General features: G+C 64.9%; 22 protein-coding genes. 8 read left to right on the plus strand and 14 right to left on the minus strand.

The genetic code is table 11. The features are described 5' to 3' along the window. Positions 1-83 precede the first annotated feature (83 nt). Entirely contained in the window at positions 84-866 is a 783-nt protein-coding gene (locus tag ACDK93_RS13660) for a dioxygenase family protein (RefSeq protein WP_458069353.1), read from the plus strand. Between the two features lie 27 nt (positions 867-893). Here the strand turns inward: ACDK93_RS13660 and ACDK93_RS13665 are convergent, their stop codons facing one another. Beyond that, complete coding sequence (locus ACDK93_RS13665) at positions 894-1,268, minus strand: YkgJ family cysteine cluster protein (RefSeq protein ID WP_458069355.1); 375 nt, start codon at positions 1,266-1,268, stop codon at positions 894-896. A gap of 69 nt (positions 1,269-1,337) precedes the next feature. After that, the gene (gene ypfJ, locus ACDK93_RS13670) at positions 1,338-2,198 is read right to left on the minus strand and encodes a KPN_02809 family neutral zinc metallopeptidase (protein ID WP_458069356.1); all 861 of its coding nucleotides are present in this window, start codon (positions 2,196-2,198) and stop codon (positions 1,338-1,340) included. 120 nt (positions 2,199-2,318) lie between these two features. Here ypfJ and ACDK93_RS13675 point away from each other — a divergent pair, with 120 nt between their 5' ends. Further along, positions 2,319-2,714 carry an MAPEG family protein gene (locus ACDK93_RS13675; RefSeq protein WP_458069358.1) on the plus strand — a complete coding sequence of 132 codons (396 nt, stop codon included), beginning with the start codon at positions 2,319-2,321 and terminating at the stop codon, positions 2,712-2,714. A 35-nt stretch (positions 2,715-2,749) separates the two neighbouring features. Then, positions 2,750-3,571 carry a CPBP family intramembrane glutamic endopeptidase gene (locus ACDK93_RS13680; RefSeq protein ID WP_458069360.1) on the plus strand — a complete coding sequence of 274 codons (822 nt, stop codon included), beginning with the start codon at positions 2,750-2,752 and terminating at the stop codon, positions 3,569-3,571. Between the two features lie 20 nt (positions 3,572-3,591). Here ACDK93_RS13680 and ACDK93_RS13685 read toward each other — a convergent pair whose 3' ends face one another. From ACDK93_RS13685 to ACDK93_RS13715, 7 genes are all read right to left on the minus strand, one after another. After that, complete coding sequence (locus tag ACDK93_RS13685; protein ID WP_458069361.1) at positions 3,592-4,164, minus strand: Maf family protein; 573 nt, start codon at positions 4,162-4,164, stop codon at positions 3,592-3,594. 77 nt (positions 4,165-4,241) lie between these two features. Then, positions 4,242-4,712 carry a 23S rRNA (pseudouridine(1915)-N(3))-methyltransferase RlmH gene (gene rlmH / locus ACDK93_RS13690; RefSeq protein WP_458069363.1) on the minus strand — a complete coding sequence of 157 codons (471 nt, stop codon included), beginning with the start codon at positions 4,710-4,712 and terminating at the stop codon, positions 4,242-4,244. A gap of 109 nt (positions 4,713-4,821) precedes the next feature. After that, positions 4,822-5,208: a ribosome silencing factor gene (gene rsfS, locus ACDK93_RS13695; protein ID WP_179479612.1), complete on the minus strand. Its 387-nt coding sequence runs from the start codon at positions 5,206-5,208 to the stop codon at positions 4,822-4,824. A gap of 74 nt (positions 5,209-5,282) precedes the next feature. Continuing rightward, positions 5,283-6,377 (minus strand): NAD(P)H-dependent flavin oxidoreductase, encoded by a 1,095-nt coding sequence (locus ACDK93_RS13700; protein ID WP_458069365.1) that lies wholly within the window; start codon positions 6,375-6,377, stop codon positions 5,283-5,285. Positions 6,378-6,490: 113 nt separating this feature from the next. Further along, positions 6,491-6,787 (minus strand): pentapeptide MXKDX repeat protein, encoded by a 297-nt coding sequence (locus ACDK93_RS13705; protein ID WP_458069366.1) that lies wholly within the window; start codon positions 6,785-6,787, stop codon positions 6,491-6,493. A 121-nt stretch (positions 6,788-6,908) separates the two neighbouring features. Then, complete coding sequence (locus ACDK93_RS13710; RefSeq protein ID WP_458069368.1) at positions 6,909-7,667, minus strand: DUF1345 domain-containing protein; 759 nt, start codon at positions 7,665-7,667, stop codon at positions 6,909-6,911. A gap of 151 nt (positions 7,668-7,818) precedes the next feature. Further along, on the minus strand, positions 7,819-8,106 hold the full coding sequence (locus tag ACDK93_RS13715) for a GNAT family N-acetyltransferase (protein ID WP_458069370.1): 288 nt from the start codon (positions 8,104-8,106) through the stop codon (positions 7,819-7,821). Between the two features lie 151 nt (positions 8,107-8,257). Between ACDK93_RS13715 and ACDK93_RS13720 the strand changes: the two genes are divergently transcribed. Further along, entirely contained in the window at positions 8,258-8,680 is a 423-nt protein-coding gene (locus tag ACDK93_RS13720) for an OsmC family protein (protein ID WP_458069371.1), read from the plus strand. Positions 8,681-8,777: 97 nt separating this feature from the next. On the opposite strand, the gene ACDK93_RS13725 is transcribed toward ACDK93_RS13720, so the two are convergent. Next, a complete protein-coding gene (locus ACDK93_RS13725; RefSeq protein WP_458069372.1) occupies positions 8,778-9,866 on the minus strand; it encodes a 3-deoxy-7-phosphoheptulonate synthase in 1,089 nt (362 codons plus the stop codon). A gap of 289 nt (positions 9,867-10,155) precedes the next feature. Here ACDK93_RS13725 and ACDK93_RS13730 point away from each other — a divergent pair, with 289 nt between their 5' ends. Continuing rightward, positions 10,156-11,127, plus strand: a complete 972-nt coding sequence (locus ACDK93_RS13730) for an oxygenase MpaB family protein (RefSeq protein WP_458069374.1) — start codon at positions 10,156-10,158, stop codon at positions 11,125-11,127. A 3-nt stretch (positions 11,128-11,130) separates the two neighbouring features. Here the strand turns inward: ACDK93_RS13730 and ACDK93_RS13735 are convergent, their stop codons facing one another. After that, a complete protein-coding gene (locus tag ACDK93_RS13735; protein WP_458069376.1) occupies positions 11,131-12,348 on the minus strand; it encodes a GGDEF domain-containing protein in 1,218 nt (405 codons plus the stop codon). A 175-nt stretch (positions 12,349-12,523) separates the two neighbouring features. Here ACDK93_RS13735 and ACDK93_RS13740 point away from each other — a divergent pair, with 175 nt between their 5' ends. From ACDK93_RS13740 to msrB, 3 genes are all read left to right on the plus strand, one after another. Then, a complete protein-coding gene (locus ACDK93_RS13740; RefSeq protein WP_458069377.1) occupies positions 12,524-14,392 on the plus strand; it encodes a 3'-5' exonuclease in 1,869 nt (622 codons plus the stop codon). Positions 14,393-14,526: 134 nt separating this feature from the next. After that, on the plus strand, positions 14,527-14,691 hold the full coding sequence (locus ACDK93_RS13745; RefSeq protein ID WP_458069378.1) for a hypothetical protein: 165 nt from the start codon (positions 14,527-14,529) through the stop codon (positions 14,689-14,691). Positions 14,692-14,819: 128 nt separating this feature from the next. After that, positions 14,820-15,290, plus strand: coding sequence for a peptide-methionine (R)-S-oxide reductase MsrB (msrB, locus tag ACDK93_RS13750; RefSeq protein WP_458069380.1), 471 nt, complete (start codon positions 14,820-14,822; stop codon positions 15,288-15,290). A 109-nt stretch (positions 15,291-15,399) separates the two neighbouring features. Here msrB and nadD read toward each other — a convergent pair whose 3' ends face one another. From nadD to ACDK93_RS13765, 3 genes are read right to left on the minus strand one after another with little or no spacing between them, the layout of a single operon-like run. Further along, positions 15,400-16,038, minus strand: a complete 639-nt coding sequence (nadD, locus tag ACDK93_RS13755) for a nicotinate-nucleotide adenylyltransferase (RefSeq protein ID WP_458069382.1) — start codon at positions 16,036-16,038, stop codon at positions 15,400-15,402. After that, entirely contained in the window at positions 16,038-17,060 is a 1,023-nt protein-coding gene (holA, locus tag ACDK93_RS13760; protein ID WP_458069384.1) for a DNA polymerase III subunit delta, read from the minus strand. The genes nadD and holA overlap by 1 nt, the downstream gene beginning before the upstream one ends. Then, positions 17,060-17,638 carry an LPS-assembly lipoprotein LptE gene (locus tag ACDK93_RS13765; protein WP_458069385.1) on the minus strand — a complete coding sequence of 193 codons (579 nt, stop codon included), beginning with the start codon at positions 17,636-17,638 and terminating at the stop codon, positions 17,060-17,062. Before ACDK93_RS13765 ends, holA begins: the two co-directional genes overlap by 1 nt.

Here is a 17,638-nt window from a genome sequence, read left to right on the forward strand (position 1 = left end):
GTTTCTCCTCAGCGCGTATCACGGCGGATGCAAATGCCGGCATTGCCCCTATCTTTGCTGTATCCCCTCAATACGCTGCCGTCATGACCTCCTTTCCCAGTCTGTACATTTCGCACGGCTCGCCGATGACTGCGCTGCAGCCTGGCCTCACCGGCCAGCGGCTGGCCGAGCTGGCCGCACTGCTGCCGAAGCCGCGCGCCATCGTCATGGCCAGCGCCCACTGGCTGTCAAGCACGCCGCAGGTCGGAGGCGCGGCCGTGCCGGAAACCATCCGCGATTTTCGCGGCTTCCCGGCTCCGCTGTATCAGTTGAACTACCCCGCACCGGGCGCACCCGATTTGGCCGTAAAGGTGGCTGAACGGCTGACGCATGCCAATCTCCCCGCAACGATCGACCCCAACCGCGGACTCGATCACGGCGCCTGGGTGCCGCTTCGCCTGCTTTATCCAGACGCCGATATTCCGGTGGTGCCCCTCACCATCCAACCCGAACTTGGACCAGCCCATCAGTACGCCATCGGGCGGGCATTGGCTTCGCTGCGCGACGAGGGCGTCTTGATCATCGGCTCGGGCAGCATCACGCACAACCTGCATGATTTTGGCGCCGGCTACAGCGAGCAGCGGCTCGCGCCCTATGTGCAGCCCTTCATTGAATGGATCGAACAGCGGCTGGCCGCCGGCGATGTCGATGCCCTGCTCGACTACCGTCGCCAGGCACCCGGCGCCGAGCGCGCCCATCCCACCGACGAGCATCTGCTGCCGCTGTTCGTGGCGCTGGGCGCAGCCGGCCCGAACGCGCACGCACAGCGCATCGATGCCGGCATCGACCTCGGCTTTCTGGCGATGGATATCTATCGCTTCAACTGATTCAACGCGACGAGTAAACGCAGCAAATCAATCGTTCGACGACGACACGTGCGGCACGGCCGGCCAGTCCGCTGGCGTCAGCAGCGGCAGCCCATGTCCCAGGCGCGCCTTGTCGCACTGTGCGCTCGCCCTGCCGAATTCCCACGACGGCTCCACGTCGCGGCATACCGACGGGCGCTGCTCGTAGATACCGCAACGCGCCGCCTGACCCACCACGCCGACCAGGGCGACGCAGCGCGGTTTTGCTTCATTCGTGCCGCGCATCGCCAGTCGATGCGGGTCGAGTTTCTCGGTCAGCGCCAGCGGCACGCTGCCGCCGGTCACGCCCTCCGCTTCGGACCAGTGGAACGCCACGCGAAAAAACGCGCAGCAGGCGCCGCATTGCAGGCAGAGATGGTCCATGGGTCAGTCAAACTTGGCAACGCGCGAAACAGCAAATGGAAATATACGCCAGGGCCGCGCCGGCCAACCTCACGGCTCACCGGCGAACGTATTGCACTGGGCCATATCGCCGCTGTTGAGGCCGGCCTTGAACCACTTCACTCGCTGCGCCGAGGTGCCGTGCGTGAACGAATCGGGCACCACGCGTCCCTGCGTCTGCTGCTGCAGCGTGTCGTCGCCTATCTGGCTGGCCGCATTGAGCGCCGACTCCACGTCGCCCGGCTGCAGCCACTGCAGGCGCGCCTGGGTGCGGTTGGCCCACACGCCGGCATAACAGTCCGCCTGCAGCTCCTGCCGTACCGAGAGTCCGTCGGCGCCGTCCATCGGCGCGCCGCGACGACGCGCGGCGTCGACCTGATCGAACACGCCCGTGAGCTTCTGCACGTGATGGCCGACTTCATGCGCAATGACGTAGGCGCGGGCAAAATCGCCGGACGCGTGAAAACGATTCTGCAACTCCTGGAAGAACGCGAGATCCAGATAGACCTTCTGATCACCCGGGCAGTAGAACGGACCCACCGCGGTCGACGCCGCGCCGCAGGCGGTGTTCACGCCACCGCTGAACAACTCGAGCTTCGGATCGACATACGTCCTGCCCTGCGCCGCAAACATATCGCCCCAGGTTTTTTCGGTCGAACCCAGAATGCGGCTGACAAAATCCTTTTGCTGCGGGTCGACCTGCGCCGGCTGCGAGGTCTGCGTCGGCGCAACGTTCTGGCCGCCGCTTTGATCCAGCAGCGCCAGCGGGTTCTTGAAGAAGATCCAGCCCAGGATCGCCAGCACCACGATGCCTCCGATACCCATGCGGCCGCCGCCGAAGCGCGGACCACCGCCGCCGCTGCCGCTGTCGACTTCAACATTGTTGCTGCTTTCGCCCTTCTGCCAATCCATATGTCCCCCGTTCGACTGGTGTCGCAACCCTACTCAGGCCGCTGACAATAACTTCTTGCGACGGTTAGCGCCACGCAGGCGCTGCGGTTACAGTGGCCGCTTTTCCCACGAGTCGCGACCATGATCGAACTGCCTGCCCTGGTAACCCTGCTCACCGTTCTGCTGCTGTTCGGCACCATGTTCGTCACCGGCAAGGCGCGCGGCAAGTACGACATCAAGGCGCCGGCGATCAGCGGGCACCCCGGCTTCGAACGCGCCTACCGCGTGCAGATGAACACCATCGAGAACACGGTGATGTTTCTGCCGGTGCTGTGGCTGGCGGCGACGCACGGATTTGGCGGACTGTGGGCCGGTGCGGCCGGCCTGATCTGGCTGGTCGGCCGCGCGTGGTATGCCCTCGCCTATCTTAAAGACCCGGCCCATCGCGGCGGCGGCTTTATCGTGAGCATGCTGGGCTGGGCCGCACTGGTGCTGATGGCCGGCATCGGCGTCGTGCGGGCGATGATGATCGGCTGAGCGCGGTACGCCGTCGCGCTTCACGGCACCCATCGATGACCGCCTCTTACCCTGACACAGCACGGCCGCCCCCGCTGGACGTGGCGCGCCGCATCGAGCCGCCCGGCCTGGCCGCGGCGGTCGGCCTTATCGCGCTGTATTTTTTGCTGCAGGCTGTCGCCAGCGGTCTCATCGCGCTGCTCATGGCCGTCGCTACCGGGTTTGTGCAGATCGATCGTGGCATCCAGCCCGTCGGCGCGGAAATTCGCGCGATGCTGGCGCAACCGGGCATGCTGGCGATCGTGGTGATGCTGACGCTGTGCCTGGCGGCTGCGTTGGTGATTGCACTGGTTCGCTGGCAGTGGCCTGCGCTGTGGTCAATGGCGCACTCGCCGGGTTTCGGCATGCTGCTGCCGGTGAATCCGGCGTTCTTCGTGCTGGCCGTTGCCGTCGGCATGGCCGCGCCGCTGCTGGGCGGTCTGCTGACCTCGCTGCTGGCGAACGGCAAGACGGTAACGCAGGACGTCCAGAACTTAGGGATGCATACGCCACTTGGGCTGCGCTTAGCGCTGGTCGTGGTGGTGACGAGCGTCGGTCCGCTGGTCGAAGAAATCCTGTTTCGCGGCGTGCTGCTGTCGGCGCTGACGAAGCGCTGGCGCATCGGCTGGAGCGTGGTCATCAGCGCGCTCCTGTTTGCCGTGTCTCACCTGCCAAGCATGCAGTGGCAATGGTACGCGCTGCCGGATCTGATGCTGCTTGCCGGCGCCCTGGCATGGCTGCGCCTGCGCGCGCGATCGCTGTGGCCAGCGGTGCTGGCGCATGGCGTCAACAATCTGCTGGCGGTGGCGGCCTGGTTCGTGACGACCGGATCGGTCTGACTGAGACGACCGAATGGACATCACAGAATCGCAGCGTCAAAGCCTCGCAGCAACCGTGCCGTTTCAAAGACCGGCAGGCCCATCACGCCGGAATAGCTGCCTTCCAGATGCTCGATCAGCGTCGCACCGCGGCCCTGGATGGCATACGCGCCCGCCTTGCCGAACGGTTCCCCGGTGGCGACATAGGCCGCGATGGTCGCCTCGTCGAGCGTCGTGAAACGGACCCGCGACACGCAGGTCTCCGACCGCTCGTCATTCGCCTCGACCAGCCACACCGCGGAAATCACAGCATGGGTTTTGCCGGAGAGGCGACGCAGCATGGAGACGGCATCCTCGGCATCGCGGGGTTTGCCGAATACTTCATCGTCGAGCACGACTTCGGTATCCGCGCCGAGCACCCGCGCGTCCGGCGCGCCGACAAGGCTTTGCAAGCCCGCACGGGCCTTCTCACGCGCGACACGACTGACGTAATCCCGCGGTGATTCGCCCGGGGCCCGCTGTTCGGGCACATCGACATCGATCACGGCGAAATCGACGCCCAACTGCTCCAGCAGCTGGCGACGGCGCGGTGATTGCGAGGCGAGATAGAGCATGAACGTTCCGGCGAAGGATTAAACCGTCAGCATAGCGGCGACCATGGGCGAGGCAGCGTCAAGTGGCGCACGCAGCATTAAGCCCGATGGTAGGGATGCCCGGCCAGCAGCGTGGCCGCCCGATACAGCTGCTCGGCCACGACCAGACGCACCAGCATGTGCGGCAGGGTCAATGGACCCAGCGACCAGCTCTGCTCGGCACGCGCCAGCACCTCGGGCGCGTGCCCGTCAGGGCCACCGATCAGAAAGGCCAGATCGCGCCCGCTCATGCGCCAGCGCGCCAACTGGTCGGCGAGTGCTTCGCTGGACCAGGTCTTGCCACGGCCGTCGAGAGCGATGACGTGCGTGTCGCGCGGCAGCGCGGCAAGCATCGATGCACCTTCATCCTGCATGGCGCGAGCATCGTCGCGGCCTTTGCCACGCGTGCCGGGCTTGAGTTCAATCAGTTCCAGCGGCAGATCGTGCGAGAGGCGCTTGCGGTATTCGGCAAAGCCTTCCGCCACCCAGCCGGGCATGCGTTCGCCCACGGCAATCAGGCGTGCGCGCATGCGGAGGTTCCAGCAGGTGAATCGCGCACAGCGCTTGGCTTGCTTCCTCTCCCCGCCGGGGAGAGGATTGAGGTGAGGGGCCAATCTGGCATTGCGCCCCACATTGAAATTACCCAGCTTGCGCGGCGTCGAAGTCGTGGCCGTGATCGCCCACGGTCCACAGGCGCTCGAGGCCGTAGAACTCGCGTATGCGCGGCAGCATTACGTGGACGATGACGTCGCCCAGATCCACCAGTACCCACTCACCCTCGACCTCGCCCTCGACGCCCAGAGGGGCAACGCCCGCCTGCTTGGCGAACTTGGTGACTTCGTTGGCGATGGACTTGACGTGGCGGGCCGAGGTACCGGAAGCGATGACCAGCAGATCGGCGATGGAGGTCTTGCCGCGAACGTCGATTTCGCGAACGTCCTTGGCCTTCAGTTCTTCCAGCGCGTCGATCACCGACTTGCGCAAGGTGGCCGTGGTGACGGCCTTGTTGGTACGGGCAGTACTCAAGAGGGGGAGCCTCGATACAGATAACCGCGCGGAATGGCGCGGGCGCAGTATAACCGGCCTGCCCCGACGGCAGGTCAAACGGTCAGGGAGCGCCTGGCAGCCCGGTATTCGTCCATCAGCACGCCGACCAGCTGCGCAGCCGGCATCGGCCGCACCAGCGTTGCCGCCTGCCCGCACCATTCCGACAGCAGATCGCCCCGACCCGCATCGGCGGCGGCGCGGCGCAGGGGCGCGGTGAGCGCGTTCAGGACAGGGTATGCCGGCAAATTCGATACACCAGGCTCCATCGCCTCTACATAGCGATTGCGCAAACCGCGCGCGGCACGGCCGGAAAAGCTGCGGATGGTGGTGACACGGTGCTCTTGGGCCTGCGAAAGATCCTGCTTCCATGCTTCGGCGGCCGAGCTTTCAGGGCAGCTCAGAAACGCTGTTCCCAGCTGGCTGGCCGATGCGCCGAGAATTTCTGCGGCAAGCATGCCGCGACCGTCCATGATGCCGCCCGCGGCAACGACGGGAATATTTATTGCGCGCACCACCATCGGCAGCAGCGCGAACAGGCCGATCATCGCGTCATCGACATCATGCAGAAACGTGCCGCGATGGCCGCCGGCCTCGGCACTCTGGAGACTCACGGCATCGGCGCCGCGCTCGGCCCAGGCGCGCGCTTCGGCCACCGTGGTCGCCGTGCCGATCACCGCGATCTGGCGCTGTTTCAGCTCTCGTACCTGCGCGGCATCAATCAGACCAAATGCGAAGATCGCGGCCGCGGGTCGCGCCTCGCAGAGCGCGGCGAACTGATCGGAAAACCGCGGCGCCCAGCGCTTTGGCAGACGGGTGCGTTCCGCCAGACCCTCCCGCTGCATCAGCGCATCGAGCTGCTCGCGCGCCCTGCTCACCGCTGCCGCGTCGACAGCAAATTCGTCAGGCAGAACGAACAGACCGATGGCGTGCGGGCGATCGGTGAGCCGTCGAATCTGCGCCGCCTGATCCAGTAACACCTGCGGCTCCAGGTACCCGGCGCCCAGAGAACCCAATCCACCGGCGCCCGATACGGCCGCGACCAGATCCGGCGTGGTGCAACCGGCCATGGGTGCTTGGATCAGGGAATATTGAATACCAAGCTTGCGGACGAACGAGTCATGCAAAGCAGATGGCCGGTGATTGAACACCGGCCAATTATGCGCAAAACACCCGGTTGTTGAGTGCGTCACTATGCATTACGTACGTCATCGACAGGGCGCGTCGTGATAGCGCGCGCCTCATTGACAAACCCGCCGGTCGCTCAGTGGCCCGCGCTGCTGCCGCTGGTGGGAGCCTTCATCGAGTCGGACTTCATCGCGTCATGCGACATGGAATCGTGCTTCATCGAATCGCCCTTTTTCATGGAGTCGTGCTTCATCGAGTCGTGCTTCATCGAATCATGTTTCATGGAGTCGCCCTTCATGGCGTCACCTTTCATGGCATCGTGCGACATGGCCGAGCTCGAGCTGTGCGCCATGGCGTCCTGCGCAAACGTGGTGGTGGTCGCGAAACCGCAGGTCATGGCGGCGACAAGAAGGCTTGCAAGACGTACGTTCATGGGAGTGTCCTTGAGTAAGAGGGATGAAGACATTTGTCATGTCTCCATACCCTTATTCGCCGATCGTTCGCCGGCGGTTACCTCGCCTGCGAAAGTGTTTCGACGCCTCTGCCCCGCTCCATCAATTTTGTCCCGCCACGATATTCACCGTGATCGCGATGATGAACACGTTGAAGAAGAAGGCGATGACGCTGTGCAACAACACCACGCGGCGCAGGTAGCGGCTGGTGATCTGCACGTCGGACACCTGAAAGCACATGCCGATCACCAGGGAAAAATAGGCAAAGTCCCAATAGTCCGGCTCCGGCGTTTCGGGAAAATCCAGGCCGGTGTGCTTCTCGCCATAATCACCGTAAAAGCCGTGCGCATAGTGCATGGCAAACATGGTGTTCAAGAACAGCCAGGTCAGCACCACGCTGACCACGCCGATCACCAGCGACTGGATGCCGCCACCTTTGGCAGCGTGAAGCTCGTTGCTCAATGCCACCAGCACCACCGATGACAGCACAATGCCGCTCCAGAGAATGCCCCAGCGACCAGTGTCCTGCGCACGCGCCTGGCGGCGCATGCGCGTCGGCGGCGACTTGGCAAACAATCGCGCGATGATGCCCAGAAAGACGAGGGCGCCGAGGTCGAAACCCAGCAAGACCGCGTTGGACACGTGCATGCCGGTGCCTATCAGCACGCCGCTGGTCACCAGAAAAATGGCCAGCGACACCAGCATGCGGGGCCGTGCCCTGAAAAAGTGCAGCGGCCGCCAGTGATGCGACGGATGCTTGCCGCCATCGTCAGTTTTTGACGCCGATGCACCGGCACCGCCCGCGTTCGATGATGCAGGCTTCGCCGGCGATTTTTTTGTGGATTTGGAGGAGGCGCTCATGGCGCGCTACCCGCAGCCTGGATAATGGCGCGGCAGCTAACGGCGCGAACGGGCGAATCATCGATCAGTGCAGACAAGGTGGGCTCCCGCTCGCGCAGCGTCATTGCTGCGGCCAGCAGAATGATAGCCGCGTCCGGCGGCCGCGCCAGCCTCAGAGGCGCAAATCGCCGTAACCGGTGTGACGCTTCATCCAGGCATCAGCGTACGCGCACGCGGGCATCACCTTCCAGCCGTGCTTTCGCGCCGCATCCAGCGCCGCCTGCACCAGCGCCGACGCCACGCCTCGGCCGCCAACCTCGGCCGGCACATCGGTATGGGTGATCGTCATGACACAGGTGGCCACGCCGTCCGCGAGGGTGTAGTCGAGCAGACAGTGAACGCCGTCGACCGTGGTTTCGAAGCGCCGCGCGCCCGGATCATGCTGAATATCGAACGACATGGACATCTCTGCGCGGCGAGTGGAAGTCGAGCATACGGCCAGCCGGTCGAAACATCATGTTAAGTGCCGGCGGCCATTCTTTCGCGCCGCCTGCATGCTTGGTCTGACAACCTGATTGCCCATCGCAGCCAATAACCCAAAGGAGATCACCATGAAGAAATCCGCATCCGCCCACTGGTCTGGTGGCATCAAAGACGGCCAGGGCAGCATCTCGACCGAAACCGGCGTGCTGCGCGACGCGCCGTACGGTTTCAAGTCCCGCTTCGAAGACGGCCCGGGTACCAATCCGGAAGAACTGATCGGCGCTGCGCACGCCGGCTGTTATTCGATGGCGCTGTCGCTGGAGCTGGGCAAGGCCAACCTCACCGCCGACAGCATCGACACGAAGGCGGTGGTGACGCTGGACAAGGACGGCGACGGGTTTTCGATCACCGCCGTGCACCTGACCTGCAAGGCCAAGGTCCCCGGCGCCGACGCCGATGCCTTTGCAAAGATCGCGCAGGCCACAAAGGAAGGCTGCCCCGTATCGAAGGTGTTGAAGGCTACGATAACGCTGGACGCGTCGTTGGCCTGATCACAGTTGCCCATCGTTCGGCGCGGCCGGCGAGGCGTGCCGCAAAAAAGGTGGCACCCCGTTGCGGGCGCCGCTTTTTTGCCAGCCAACGATGAACTCAGGCCGCGTGCCGGGCGCGGCGCTGCCGACGCTCCGTTACCGCATCGGCAAGGCGCTGCAGCACGGTGACCGACGTATGCCAGTCGATGCAGCCGTCGGTGATGCTTTGACCATAGACCAGCGGCTTGCCTGGCTCGATATCCTGCCGCCCAGCCACCAGATGGCTCTCCACCATGACGCCGAGTATGCGCGTGTCGCCCGCGGCGACCTGGCCGGCAATGTCGGCCACCACCGCAGGCTGATTCTCCGGCTTCTTGCTGCTGTTGGCGTGGCTGGCGTCGATCATCAGCCGCGGCGTCAGGCCCGCCTTGGTGAGTACGGCGCAGGCCGCGTCGACGCTGGCAGCGTCGTAGTTCGGCGCACTGCCGCCGCGCAGGATCACGTGGCAATCCTCATTGCCGGCGGTCGCTGCGATAGCGGTGCGGCCGTCTTTGGTTACGGCGAGAAAATGATGCGGCTGCGATGCCGCCTGCACCGCGTCGGCTGCGATCCTCACGTTGCCGTCGGTGCCGTTCTTGAAGCCCACCGGACACGACAGTCCCGACGCCAGCTCGCGATGTACCTGGCTCTCGGTGGTGCGCGCGCCGATCGCGCCCCAGCTGACCATGTCGGCGATGTACTGCGGCGTGATCATGTCGAGAAACTCGCAGCCGGCCGGCACGCCGATCGCATTGATGCCGATCAGCAGACCCCGCGCCAGCCGAAGGCCGCGGTCGATACGGAAGCTGCCGTCCAGGGCAGGATCGTTGATCAGACCCTTCCAGCCCACCGTGGTACGCGGCTTTTCGAAATACACGCGCATCACGATTTCCAGCGTGCCGGCGTGCAGCTCGCGCTGCTGGCGCAAGAGCTCGGCGTATTCGAGCGCTGCGCGGGTATCGTGAATCGAACAGGGGCCGATCACCACCGCAAGGCGATCGTCACGACCGTCCAGAATGGCGTGCAGTTTGCTGCGCGTCGCGGCCACGGTAGCGCTGGCCGGCTCACTGCTGCCGCAGTCGCCGATCACCTCGGCGGGGGTGCTTAGGCGCTTGAGCTCGCGGATGCGAAGGTCGTCGTTGCGGGCATCGGTAAGAGCGGCGTTCATGCGGAGAGTCCTCGGTGATCGGATTCGCCGGCAGCCATGAAAAAAGCCGCCGGTGGTGAGCTGGCGGCTTTCGGAATGTGCTGAATCGGAAACTTACGATCGCACCCTTAGGTCCGCCTGCGGCATCGGATAGCCGTAAAACCAGAAATAAAGGCGGGCGGAGCGATTCGTCATGCCTGTAGGGATACCACATCGTGCATCCAAATCAAACCCCGACATCAAACCCCGACGCGCGGCAGCTATTGACGCGCAGAGCGCAGCGGCGCGGATTAGGACCTAACATCAGCACATGGCTTCCCCTCTGCAACTGCTCAGCCGCGCCGCCGGCGGACCGCTCAGTCCCGTTCGCGCCGCGATCCGGCACTGGGTACTCAGCGCCTTTCCACGCAGCGAGAATGGCGTCGACTACGATCGCCCCATCGGCGATGCCGGCCTGTTCGGCCCGCACAGCGCTACGTGGCGCGTGCACTCGGATTTCCCCGGCATGCTGGCCGGCGGCTTGGCCGCGCTGACGCTGCAGACGCTGCATCCGCTTGCGCTGGCCGGCGTGTGGGATCACTCCAATTTTCGCAATGACCTGATCGGCCGGCTTCGCCGCACCACGATGTTCGTCGGCGCGACGACCTACGCCTCGCTGGCGGACAGCGAGGCGCTGGTCGCGCGCGTCCGGCACATCCACAGCTTTGTCAAAGGCCACGCAGAAGATGGACGTCCGTACGCGGCCGACGATCCCGATCTGCTCACCTGGGTGCACGCCACCGAGGCATACAGCTTTCTGCAGGGTTACCGCCGTTACAGCCACAGCGAACTGCCGCACGGCGCAGCCGACCGCTACTACGACGAAGTACGCCGCATCGCCGAAGCACTCGGCGCCAGCCATGTGCCGGCGTCAGAGCAGGCGATGACCGACTACTTCAACCGTATCCGGCCCCAGCTGGCTTTTACCAAACGATCGCGCGAAGTGCTTGCCGTGCTGGCGCAGGTGAAGCTGCCCGTGCCTGTTGCAGGGCTATCGCGGAATCTGTTCCTGCTGGCCGGCGCCGCACTGCTGCCGGAGTGGGCCGCTCAGATGCTCGGACATACGCGGTGGCAGCAGCGCCAGGCGACGCTTGCCTCGCAGGCGCTGTGGTCGATCGCGCCGGTATTTCGTGCCGCGCTGAGCGACGGCATTGCCAGCCGCTCATGCCGACGCGTTGGCGTGCCTGCCGCCGTCCTCAATGACTGGTCTGGGGCCGCGGCAACGGCCCCACACCGCCATTGAGCGTCAGCTCAATGGCTTGACCACCAAGGGCTCGGCGATGCGCTGCTCCCTGCTTTTCGCGATGGCCGATTCCACGCGATTGCGGCCGGCGCGCTTGGCCTCGTAAAGCGCTGCATCGGCACGCTGAAGCAGGGTCGCACCATCGCGGTCGTCCCATGCCGCGACGGCAACGCCAACCGATACCGTCAAGGTCAGCGACTGCCCGTCGATGACCAGCGGCGTATTTTCTACGGTCGAGCGCACCCGCTCGGCCAGCAGCATGGCGCTGGCCAGGTCCGCACCCGGCGACAGCACGACAAACTCCTCGCCGCCGACCCGGCCGATCAGATCGCTTTCACGCAGGGTGGCGCGGATGCTGAAAACCAGCGAGCGCAGGACCTTGTCGCCGCCGTTGTGGCCGAAGCGATCGTTGACGTTTTTGAAGTGGTCCGCATCCAGCATCAGCACGCCCAGCGGCTGCCTGTACCTCGCCGAATGGGCCAGCATCAGCGTGGTCGCCTCGTTGATCGCCAGCCGATTGCTGACGCCGGTCAGCGGATCGATGCGCGCCAGCAGGCGCAGCTCCTGCTGCAGTATCTCGTTGTAGAGCAGCAGAAACCCGATGCCGGCAAACAGCGGCTGCAGGCCCGAAAACATCACGTAGAAAAAATTGATGTTGCTGGCCGTGGTGATGCCCGATAGCTGGGAGTCACCGATCCACAGCTGCAGATTGCGCCAGATCAGCAGCGCCGCCGCCATCGCAAAAACACCAAGCAGCACCGCTCGGGCACGCGAACTGCGACGCACAGAAACGCCAACCAGAGCCTCGACGCTGAGCAGAATATTGATGCCGATGGCCAGCGAACCCCACAACACGCGGGCCTGATAGTTCGGCTGGATCAGGCCGAACCAGGCCACCCCGAGCCAGCCCAGCACACCGACCGCCACCACCAGCTTGCCGCGCAGCGCCTCGCCGAGCAGCATGCGCAGAGCGATCACGCTCATCCCCTGGGCCACCAGATTGAAGGCATTGCCGCCCAGCAGGAGTGCGCTTTGCGAAAGGTAGGCGTGCGCAGCCAGCGAGCTCCAGCCGACCGCCTCGACCAGCAGCGCCGCCGAGCGGATGCGCAGACTGCGACGCACCCGACCCCCATCGCCATAGGTGCCGGCCCACAGCATCAGCGCCATAAGTGATGTCTGCAACGCGCTGATCAGGGAGAGCGTTTCGATGTGGAACGGCATCACGTATTCCCTTGGCGAAGTTCCGGCACCGCGTTCGAGTGCGGCCCGTTGTACCACTGTTGCCGGCCAGGCAACCTGATGATGACTAAAATACGGTATCGGCGATTCACAAACGTGAGCGTTGACACGCCTGCGCTTTTCGCTACCTTCGACGCAGAAACCTTCTGGACGCAGGATGGCCACGCTTACCCCGACCCGTAATGGCTGCCTGCCCCGCATGACCGGCGGCGAAAAGCGTCTCTCCGAACGACTGGAAAGCAAGCTCGAAGACGATTACCTGCTCTGGTACGACGTGCCTATCGGCCTGAAGCAGCGGCGCCCCGACTTTGTGGTATTCCATCCGCGCCGCGGCATGCTGGTGCTGGAGGTGAAGGACTGGAAGGCCGAGACCATCCAGCACGCCGACAGCACCCAGTTCACCCTGATAACCGACCGCGGTCTGGTGAAAGAGGCCAACCCGCTGCTGCAGGCCCGCGCCTATGCGCTGGAAATCGGCGTCGTGCTGGAGCGCGACCCGGCGCTGCGCCATCCGCCGGGCAGCCGCCATGCCGGCAAGCTGGTCATGCCGTGGGCCTACGGCGTGGTACTGGCCAATATCAGTCGCAAGCAGTTCGTCGATGGCGGCCTGGACTCCGTGATTCCGGCGCACCTCGCCCTGTGCCGCGAGGAGATCTACGAGACGGTTGACCCCGAGGCCTTTCAGGAGCAGCTGTGGGCCATGTTTCCGCAGGTGTTTCCCACGGCGATGACGCTGCCGCAGATTGACCGCGTGCGCTGGCATCTGTTTCCCGAAATCCGCATCGCCCCGGGCGAGGGTCAGTTCGGGCTGTTCGACGATACGGGCACGATCACGCGTCCGCTGGAAATTCCCGATCTGGTCAAAGTGATGGACGCGCAGCAGGAACAGCTGGCGCGCTCGCTGGGCGACGAGCACCGGGTCATCCACGGTGTGGCCGGGTCGGGCAAAACCATGATCCTGGGCTTTCGCGCGATGCAGCTGGCGCGCGAACTGGGCAAACCCATCCTGGTGCTTTGCTACAACAAGACGCTGGCGGCACGGCTGGACCAGCTGATCGGCGAGCGCGGCCTTGGCGAAAAGGTGCAGGTCTACAACTTCCACAAGTGGTGCCACAAGATGCTCACGGCTTACCATGTGGACCTGCCCGCGCAGGGCAGCAGGGATTTCTTCGCACAGATGGTGCAGAGGGTGATCGACGGCGTCGAGAAAGGCCAGATCCCGCGCTTCCAGTACGGCGCGGTGCTGATCGACGAAGGCCACGATTTCGAGCCGGACTGGTACAAGCTGATCGTGCAGATGATCGACCCGAACACCAACTCGCTGCTGGTGCTCTACGACGACGCGCAAAACATCAACGGCCGCACCGACAGGCGCAAGTTCACCTGGAAAAGCCTCGGCGTGCAGGCGCAGGGGCGCACCACCATCCTCAAACTCAACTACCGCAACACGCTGGAAATTCTCGCCGTGGCGCGCGGCTTTGCCAGCGAGTTGCTCGACGCGCAGGCCGGCGAGGACGACGGCGTGCCGCTGATTGCGCCGGAGAGCGCCGGTCGCCGCGGCGCCGTGCCCGAACTGATCCGTGTCAACAGCGCCGGCGAGGAAATCGCCACGCTGATCAGCCAGATCCGCGACGAGCAGGCGCACGGCCGGCGCCTGGACGATATCGCCGTGCTGTTCCGCCACAACAAACAGGGCGAGCAGTGGCGCGATGCGCTCGACCGTGCCGGCATCAGCTGTCGGCTGGCAGACGACAAGGGCAAGGCTTCGCTGTTCCTGGTCAAGGACGCCGTGCGCATCGTCAGCATGAAGTCGAGCAAGGGGCTGGAGTTTCCGCTGGTAATCATTCCGGGTCTGGGCCAGATGCCGGCCGCTGGCGAGGACGAAACGCATGAGGCGCGACTGCTCTACGTGGCCATGACCCGCGCCACCGAAAGGCTCGTCTTGATTCATCATGAGGACTCGATCTTCAGCGCGCGCATTCGCGCGTCGATCAACGACGTGAGCGGGCAGTTGAGCGCGATGTAGTTTCGCTTCACGGGAACGGGGAACGGGGAACGGGGAACGGGGAACGAGGAACGAGGAACGAGGAACGAAGCATTGTGCAGCTTCGAGTCCGAGGGCCGCTGCACTTTTCAATGGACGATGATGGATGCTCCCGCATGGCATCGCCGCAGCCTGACTATTTCAAGCGCGGGCTGCTGTTGTCGCGCGCATCAGTGGCGCGTCTGTCGGCGCGCCTCGTCGGTGTAGTCACCGGCGGCGTTATCGGGGCCGCGGGCGTTCCGATTTCCTTCTTCACCTTCCGCTGGTCGGTCCGGGCCTAGATTGTCGACCTGCTGCCACAGCGGTTGCCGGAGCCGCCGCCCTCTTGAACTCGCGGGTTGGATCGGACGCCGTGCATCCCAACATCATCAGCTCAAGCATTGCCTCGTCACCCACGTCAGGAGCCCGCATGACCACCTTCGACCTCACCCCGCCCAGCGACGCACAGCGCAAGGCGATTACCGCCGGGCTCGATCGCGATGAAAAGCGCGTGCTGCTGGAACATGGCACCGAAGCGGCGTTCTGCGGCGTGTTTCTCGACAACAAGAAGGACGGCGTTTACACCTGCCGCTTCTGTGGTTTACCGCTGTTCCGTTCCAGCGCAAAATTCGATTCCGGCACCGGCTGGCCCAGCTTCTTCCAGCCGTACGACGACGCGCATATCAAGCTGATCCGCGATACCAGCTACGGCATGATCCGCACCGAAGAAGTGTGCGCCCGCTGCGGCAGCCATCTCGGCCACGTGTTCCCCGACGGCCCCAAGCCCACCGGCGACCGCCACTGCCTCAACTCCGTCTCGCTGAGGTTTACCGAAAACGGTGAGTCGTTGCCGGATGTGCTGGGTCGCGGCGCGCCCGAGGGCGAACCGGCCGCCGCTTAAACGCTTAGGTAGGTTGGCGGTGACCGCAGCGATCCGCAACATCTGTGGCATGCCACGTTGGGGTTCGCCAGCGCTCACCGCCAACCTACGTTCGCAAGTCCGATCGAACTCACGACCGATACGGCGCCAGCAGCTGAGCGTCGTCAAACAACCCAGCCGGCAACAGATACCGCGGATCGCGCCCTGCCGCGAGCAGCTCGCGGACATGCGTGGCGGAAATTTCCAGCGGCGTTACGGCCAGCTCAATAACTTTGCCGGCCGGGCAGCCGCTTAAGCCACGCGCCGAATTCACCCGCCGATCCTGGACCGCCTGCATCAGCGCATCGGGCAATGTGACCTCGATACCCGGCCGACTCAGCACACCGATGTGCGCAACCTCGACGATCTCGCGCCAGCGATGCCAACTCGGCAAGCCGGCAAACGCATCGGCGCCGAGCAGCAGGATCAGCGGCCGATCGCCCTGCTCCGCGCGCAGCTCGGTAAGCGTGTCGATGGTGTACGACGGGCCCTCGCGCTGCAGCTCGCGGCCGTCGAGGGTCAGCCGTGACTGCCCCTGCAGCGCGGCGCGCAGCATGGCCATGCGCTGTTCGGCGCTTGCGGTCGGCGGCGACCGATGCGGCGGCACGCCGGCCGGCATCAGGCACACATCGGCATCGAGCAACTCGGAGGCTTCCCAGGCCACGCTGAGATGGCCGATATGCACGGGATCGAAGGTACCCCCAAATATCGCCAGCGGCCGCACGGCCATCAGACCAGGCTCTGCGCCAGCGCAGACGCCGCGCGCGGTTCGGCGATGGCCGCGATGAGCCGTTCGGCCTCCTGCCAGGGATTGCCGGCCTCGCGGCCCTTGGCCATGCGGTCGATGCGCGACGCACGGGCAAGGCACTGCAGCCAGTGATCGCGCGGCGCACGGCGCAGGGCCTGGCGAAACAGCTGCTCGCGCGCCTGCCACAGCCGCTCGGTCCTGGCCTGGGCGGCAAAGTCGGTGGCATTGGCCAGCCGCAGCGCCAGCTGCAGCTGATTGACCAGCCAGCCCATCAGCGCGATCAGCTCATCGCCTTCGGCACGCAGGCCGGCGAGGATGCGCAGCGCACGCGCGCCCTCACCCGCAAACGCCGCGTCGGTAAGCTTGAACGCATCGTAGCGGGCGCTGTCGGCGACCAGATTTTCCATCTCCCGGGCGTCGATGCGTCCCTGTCCGTGCAGCACGGCCAGCTTGTCGATCTCCTGCGCGGCGGCCAGCAGGTTGCCCTCGACGCGCTCGGCCAGCAGCGCGACCGCATCCGGCGAAGCGGACAGCCCATGCCTGGCGAGTCTGGCGCTGATCCAGGCACTCCACTCGTTCGCACGCGGCGCGTTGAACACGACCATCGTTCCGGTGGCGTCGAGCATCTTGCTCCAGGCGCCGTCGTGCTTGCTGCTCCACTCCATCGCGGTGATCAGCAGGGTCACGTCCGGCCGCAGATCCGCGCAGAACGCGTTGATCGCCTTGGCGCCCTCGGTACCCGGCCGGCCCGTGGGCAGGCGAAGATCGATAAGAAGCTTGGTGGAAAACAGCGACATGCCGGCGGCGGCGCGGGCCAGGTCGTCCCAGTCGAAATGCTGGCCTACCTCAAGCACTTCGCGTTCGGGATATCCGAGCTTTTTCGCCTGCGCGCGCAGTGCGTCCGCCGCCTCCAGCACCAGCAGTTCTTCGCCCGCCAGCAGGTAGACGGGGGCCAGCTGGTCCGCCGTCAGGGATTTCTGCCACTGGCCAGCGCTCAGCGGCATCAGCGCGCGCTGGAGGCCGCCGCCGATGCCGCCGTCGCGGGAGCTGGGGCCGCAACCGGCGGAGCAACCGGGTGCTTGCCGGCCGCCTGCAGGCGGAACAGGATCGCCTGCACCATGTCCTCGTTGAGGCTTTGCTGAATCTCGCTCACCTCGGACGCGTTGCCGATGGTGTTGGTCGCGTCATAACTGTATTCGCGCTGCATGCTGATGTTCTGCGGCGGGACGACCACGTTGCCAACGCCGTCGATGACGCTGAACGACACGTTGTAGCGCACGGCGTACTCGGTGATGCGCGCATAGCCGCCGGCGGTCAGCGTATCGGTGCTGAAATTCGCCACCGGCACGCGCAGCTCGGCGATGCCCGGACCGCCCTCGTCCGTCACGTCAACGCCGGCAACTTCAAGCGCGCGCGCGAGCATGCGCTGGAAATCGCCCACACCGGTGACGATGTGGATTTTCCGGATCGACGCCGGCAGCTTCACGTTTTCACGCAGATGAAAACCGCAGGCGGACAGCGCGATGGCGCAAACCAGCAACAGCGAAGCGTGGAACAGACGACCGACTTTCATGGAACTCAT

This window comes from Rhodanobacter sp. BL-MT-08 (assembly GCF_054161255.1).

What these genes read in the sequence shown, in the direction of transcription:
- ACDK93_RS13660 (WP_458069353.1), top strand. Translation starts at nt 84, where the DNA reads ATGACCTCCTTTCCCAGTCTGTACATTTCGCACGGCTCGCCGATGACT.
- ACDK93_RS13665 (WP_458069355.1), bottom strand. Translation starts at nt 1,268, where the DNA reads ATGGACCATCTCTGCCTGCAATGCGGCGCCTGCTGCGCGTTTTTTCGC.
- ypfJ (WP_458069356.1), bottom strand. Translation starts at nt 2,198, where the DNA reads ATGGATTGGCAGAAGGGCGAAAGCAGCAACAATGTTGAAGTCGACAGC.
- ACDK93_RS13675 (WP_458069358.1), top strand. Translation starts at nt 2,319, where the DNA reads ATGATCGAACTGCCTGCCCTGGTAACCCTGCTCACCGTTCTGCTGCTG.
- ACDK93_RS13680 (WP_458069360.1), top strand. Translation starts at nt 2,750, where the DNA reads ATGACCGCCTCTTACCCTGACACAGCACGGCCGCCCCCGCTGGACGTG.
- ACDK93_RS13685 (WP_458069361.1), bottom strand. Translation starts at nt 4,164, where the DNA reads ATGCTCTATCTCGCCTCGCAATCACCGCGCCGTCGCCAGCTGCTGGAG.
- rlmH (WP_458069363.1), bottom strand. Translation starts at nt 4,712, where the DNA reads ATGCGCGCACGCCTGATTGCCGTGGGCGAACGCATGCCCGGCTGGGTG.
- ACDK93_RS13705 (WP_458069366.1), bottom strand. Translation starts at nt 6,787, where the DNA reads ATGAACGTACGTCTTGCAAGCCTTCTTGTCGCCGCCATGACCTGCGGT.
- ACDK93_RS13710 (WP_458069368.1), bottom strand. Translation starts at nt 7,667, where the DNA reads ATGAGCGCCTCCTCCAAATCCACAAAAAAATCGCCGGCGAAGCCTGCA.
- ACDK93_RS13715 (WP_458069370.1), bottom strand. Translation starts at nt 8,106, where the DNA reads ATGTCGTTCGATATTCAGCATGATCCGGGCGCGCGGCGCTTCGAAACC.
- ACDK93_RS13720 (WP_458069371.1), top strand. Translation starts at nt 8,258, where the DNA reads ATGAAGAAATCCGCATCCGCCCACTGGTCTGGTGGCATCAAAGACGGC.
- ACDK93_RS13725 (WP_458069372.1), bottom strand. Translation starts at nt 9,866, where the DNA reads ATGAACGCCGCTCTTACCGATGCCCGCAACGACGACCTTCGCATCCGC.
- ACDK93_RS13730 (WP_458069374.1), top strand. Translation starts at nt 10,156, where the DNA reads ATGGCTTCCCCTCTGCAACTGCTCAGCCGCGCCGCCGGCGGACCGCTC.
- ACDK93_RS13735 (WP_458069376.1), bottom strand. Translation starts at nt 12,348, where the DNA reads ATGCCGTTCCACATCGAAACGCTCTCCCTGATCAGCGCGTTGCAGACA.
- ACDK93_RS13740 (WP_458069377.1), top strand. Translation starts at nt 12,524, where the DNA reads ATGGCCACGCTTACCCCGACCCGTAATGGCTGCCTGCCCCGCATGACC.
- ACDK93_RS13745 (WP_458069378.1), top strand. Translation starts at nt 14,527, where the DNA reads ATGGCATCGCCGCAGCCTGACTATTTCAAGCGCGGGCTGCTGTTGTCG.
- msrB (WP_458069380.1), top strand. Translation starts at nt 14,820, where the DNA reads ATGACCACCTTCGACCTCACCCCGCCCAGCGACGCACAGCGCAAGGCG.
- nadD (WP_458069382.1), bottom strand. Translation starts at nt 16,038, where the DNA reads ATGGCCGTGCGGCCGCTGGCGATATTTGGGGGTACCTTCGATCCCGTG.
- holA (WP_458069384.1), bottom strand. Translation starts at nt 17,060, where the DNA reads ATGCCGCTGAGCGCTGGCCAGTGGCAGAAATCCCTGACGGCGGACCAG.
- ACDK93_RS13765 (WP_458069385.1), bottom strand. Translation starts at nt 17,638, where the DNA reads ATGAGTTCCATGAAAGTCGGTCGTCTGTTCCACGCTTCGCTGTTGCTG.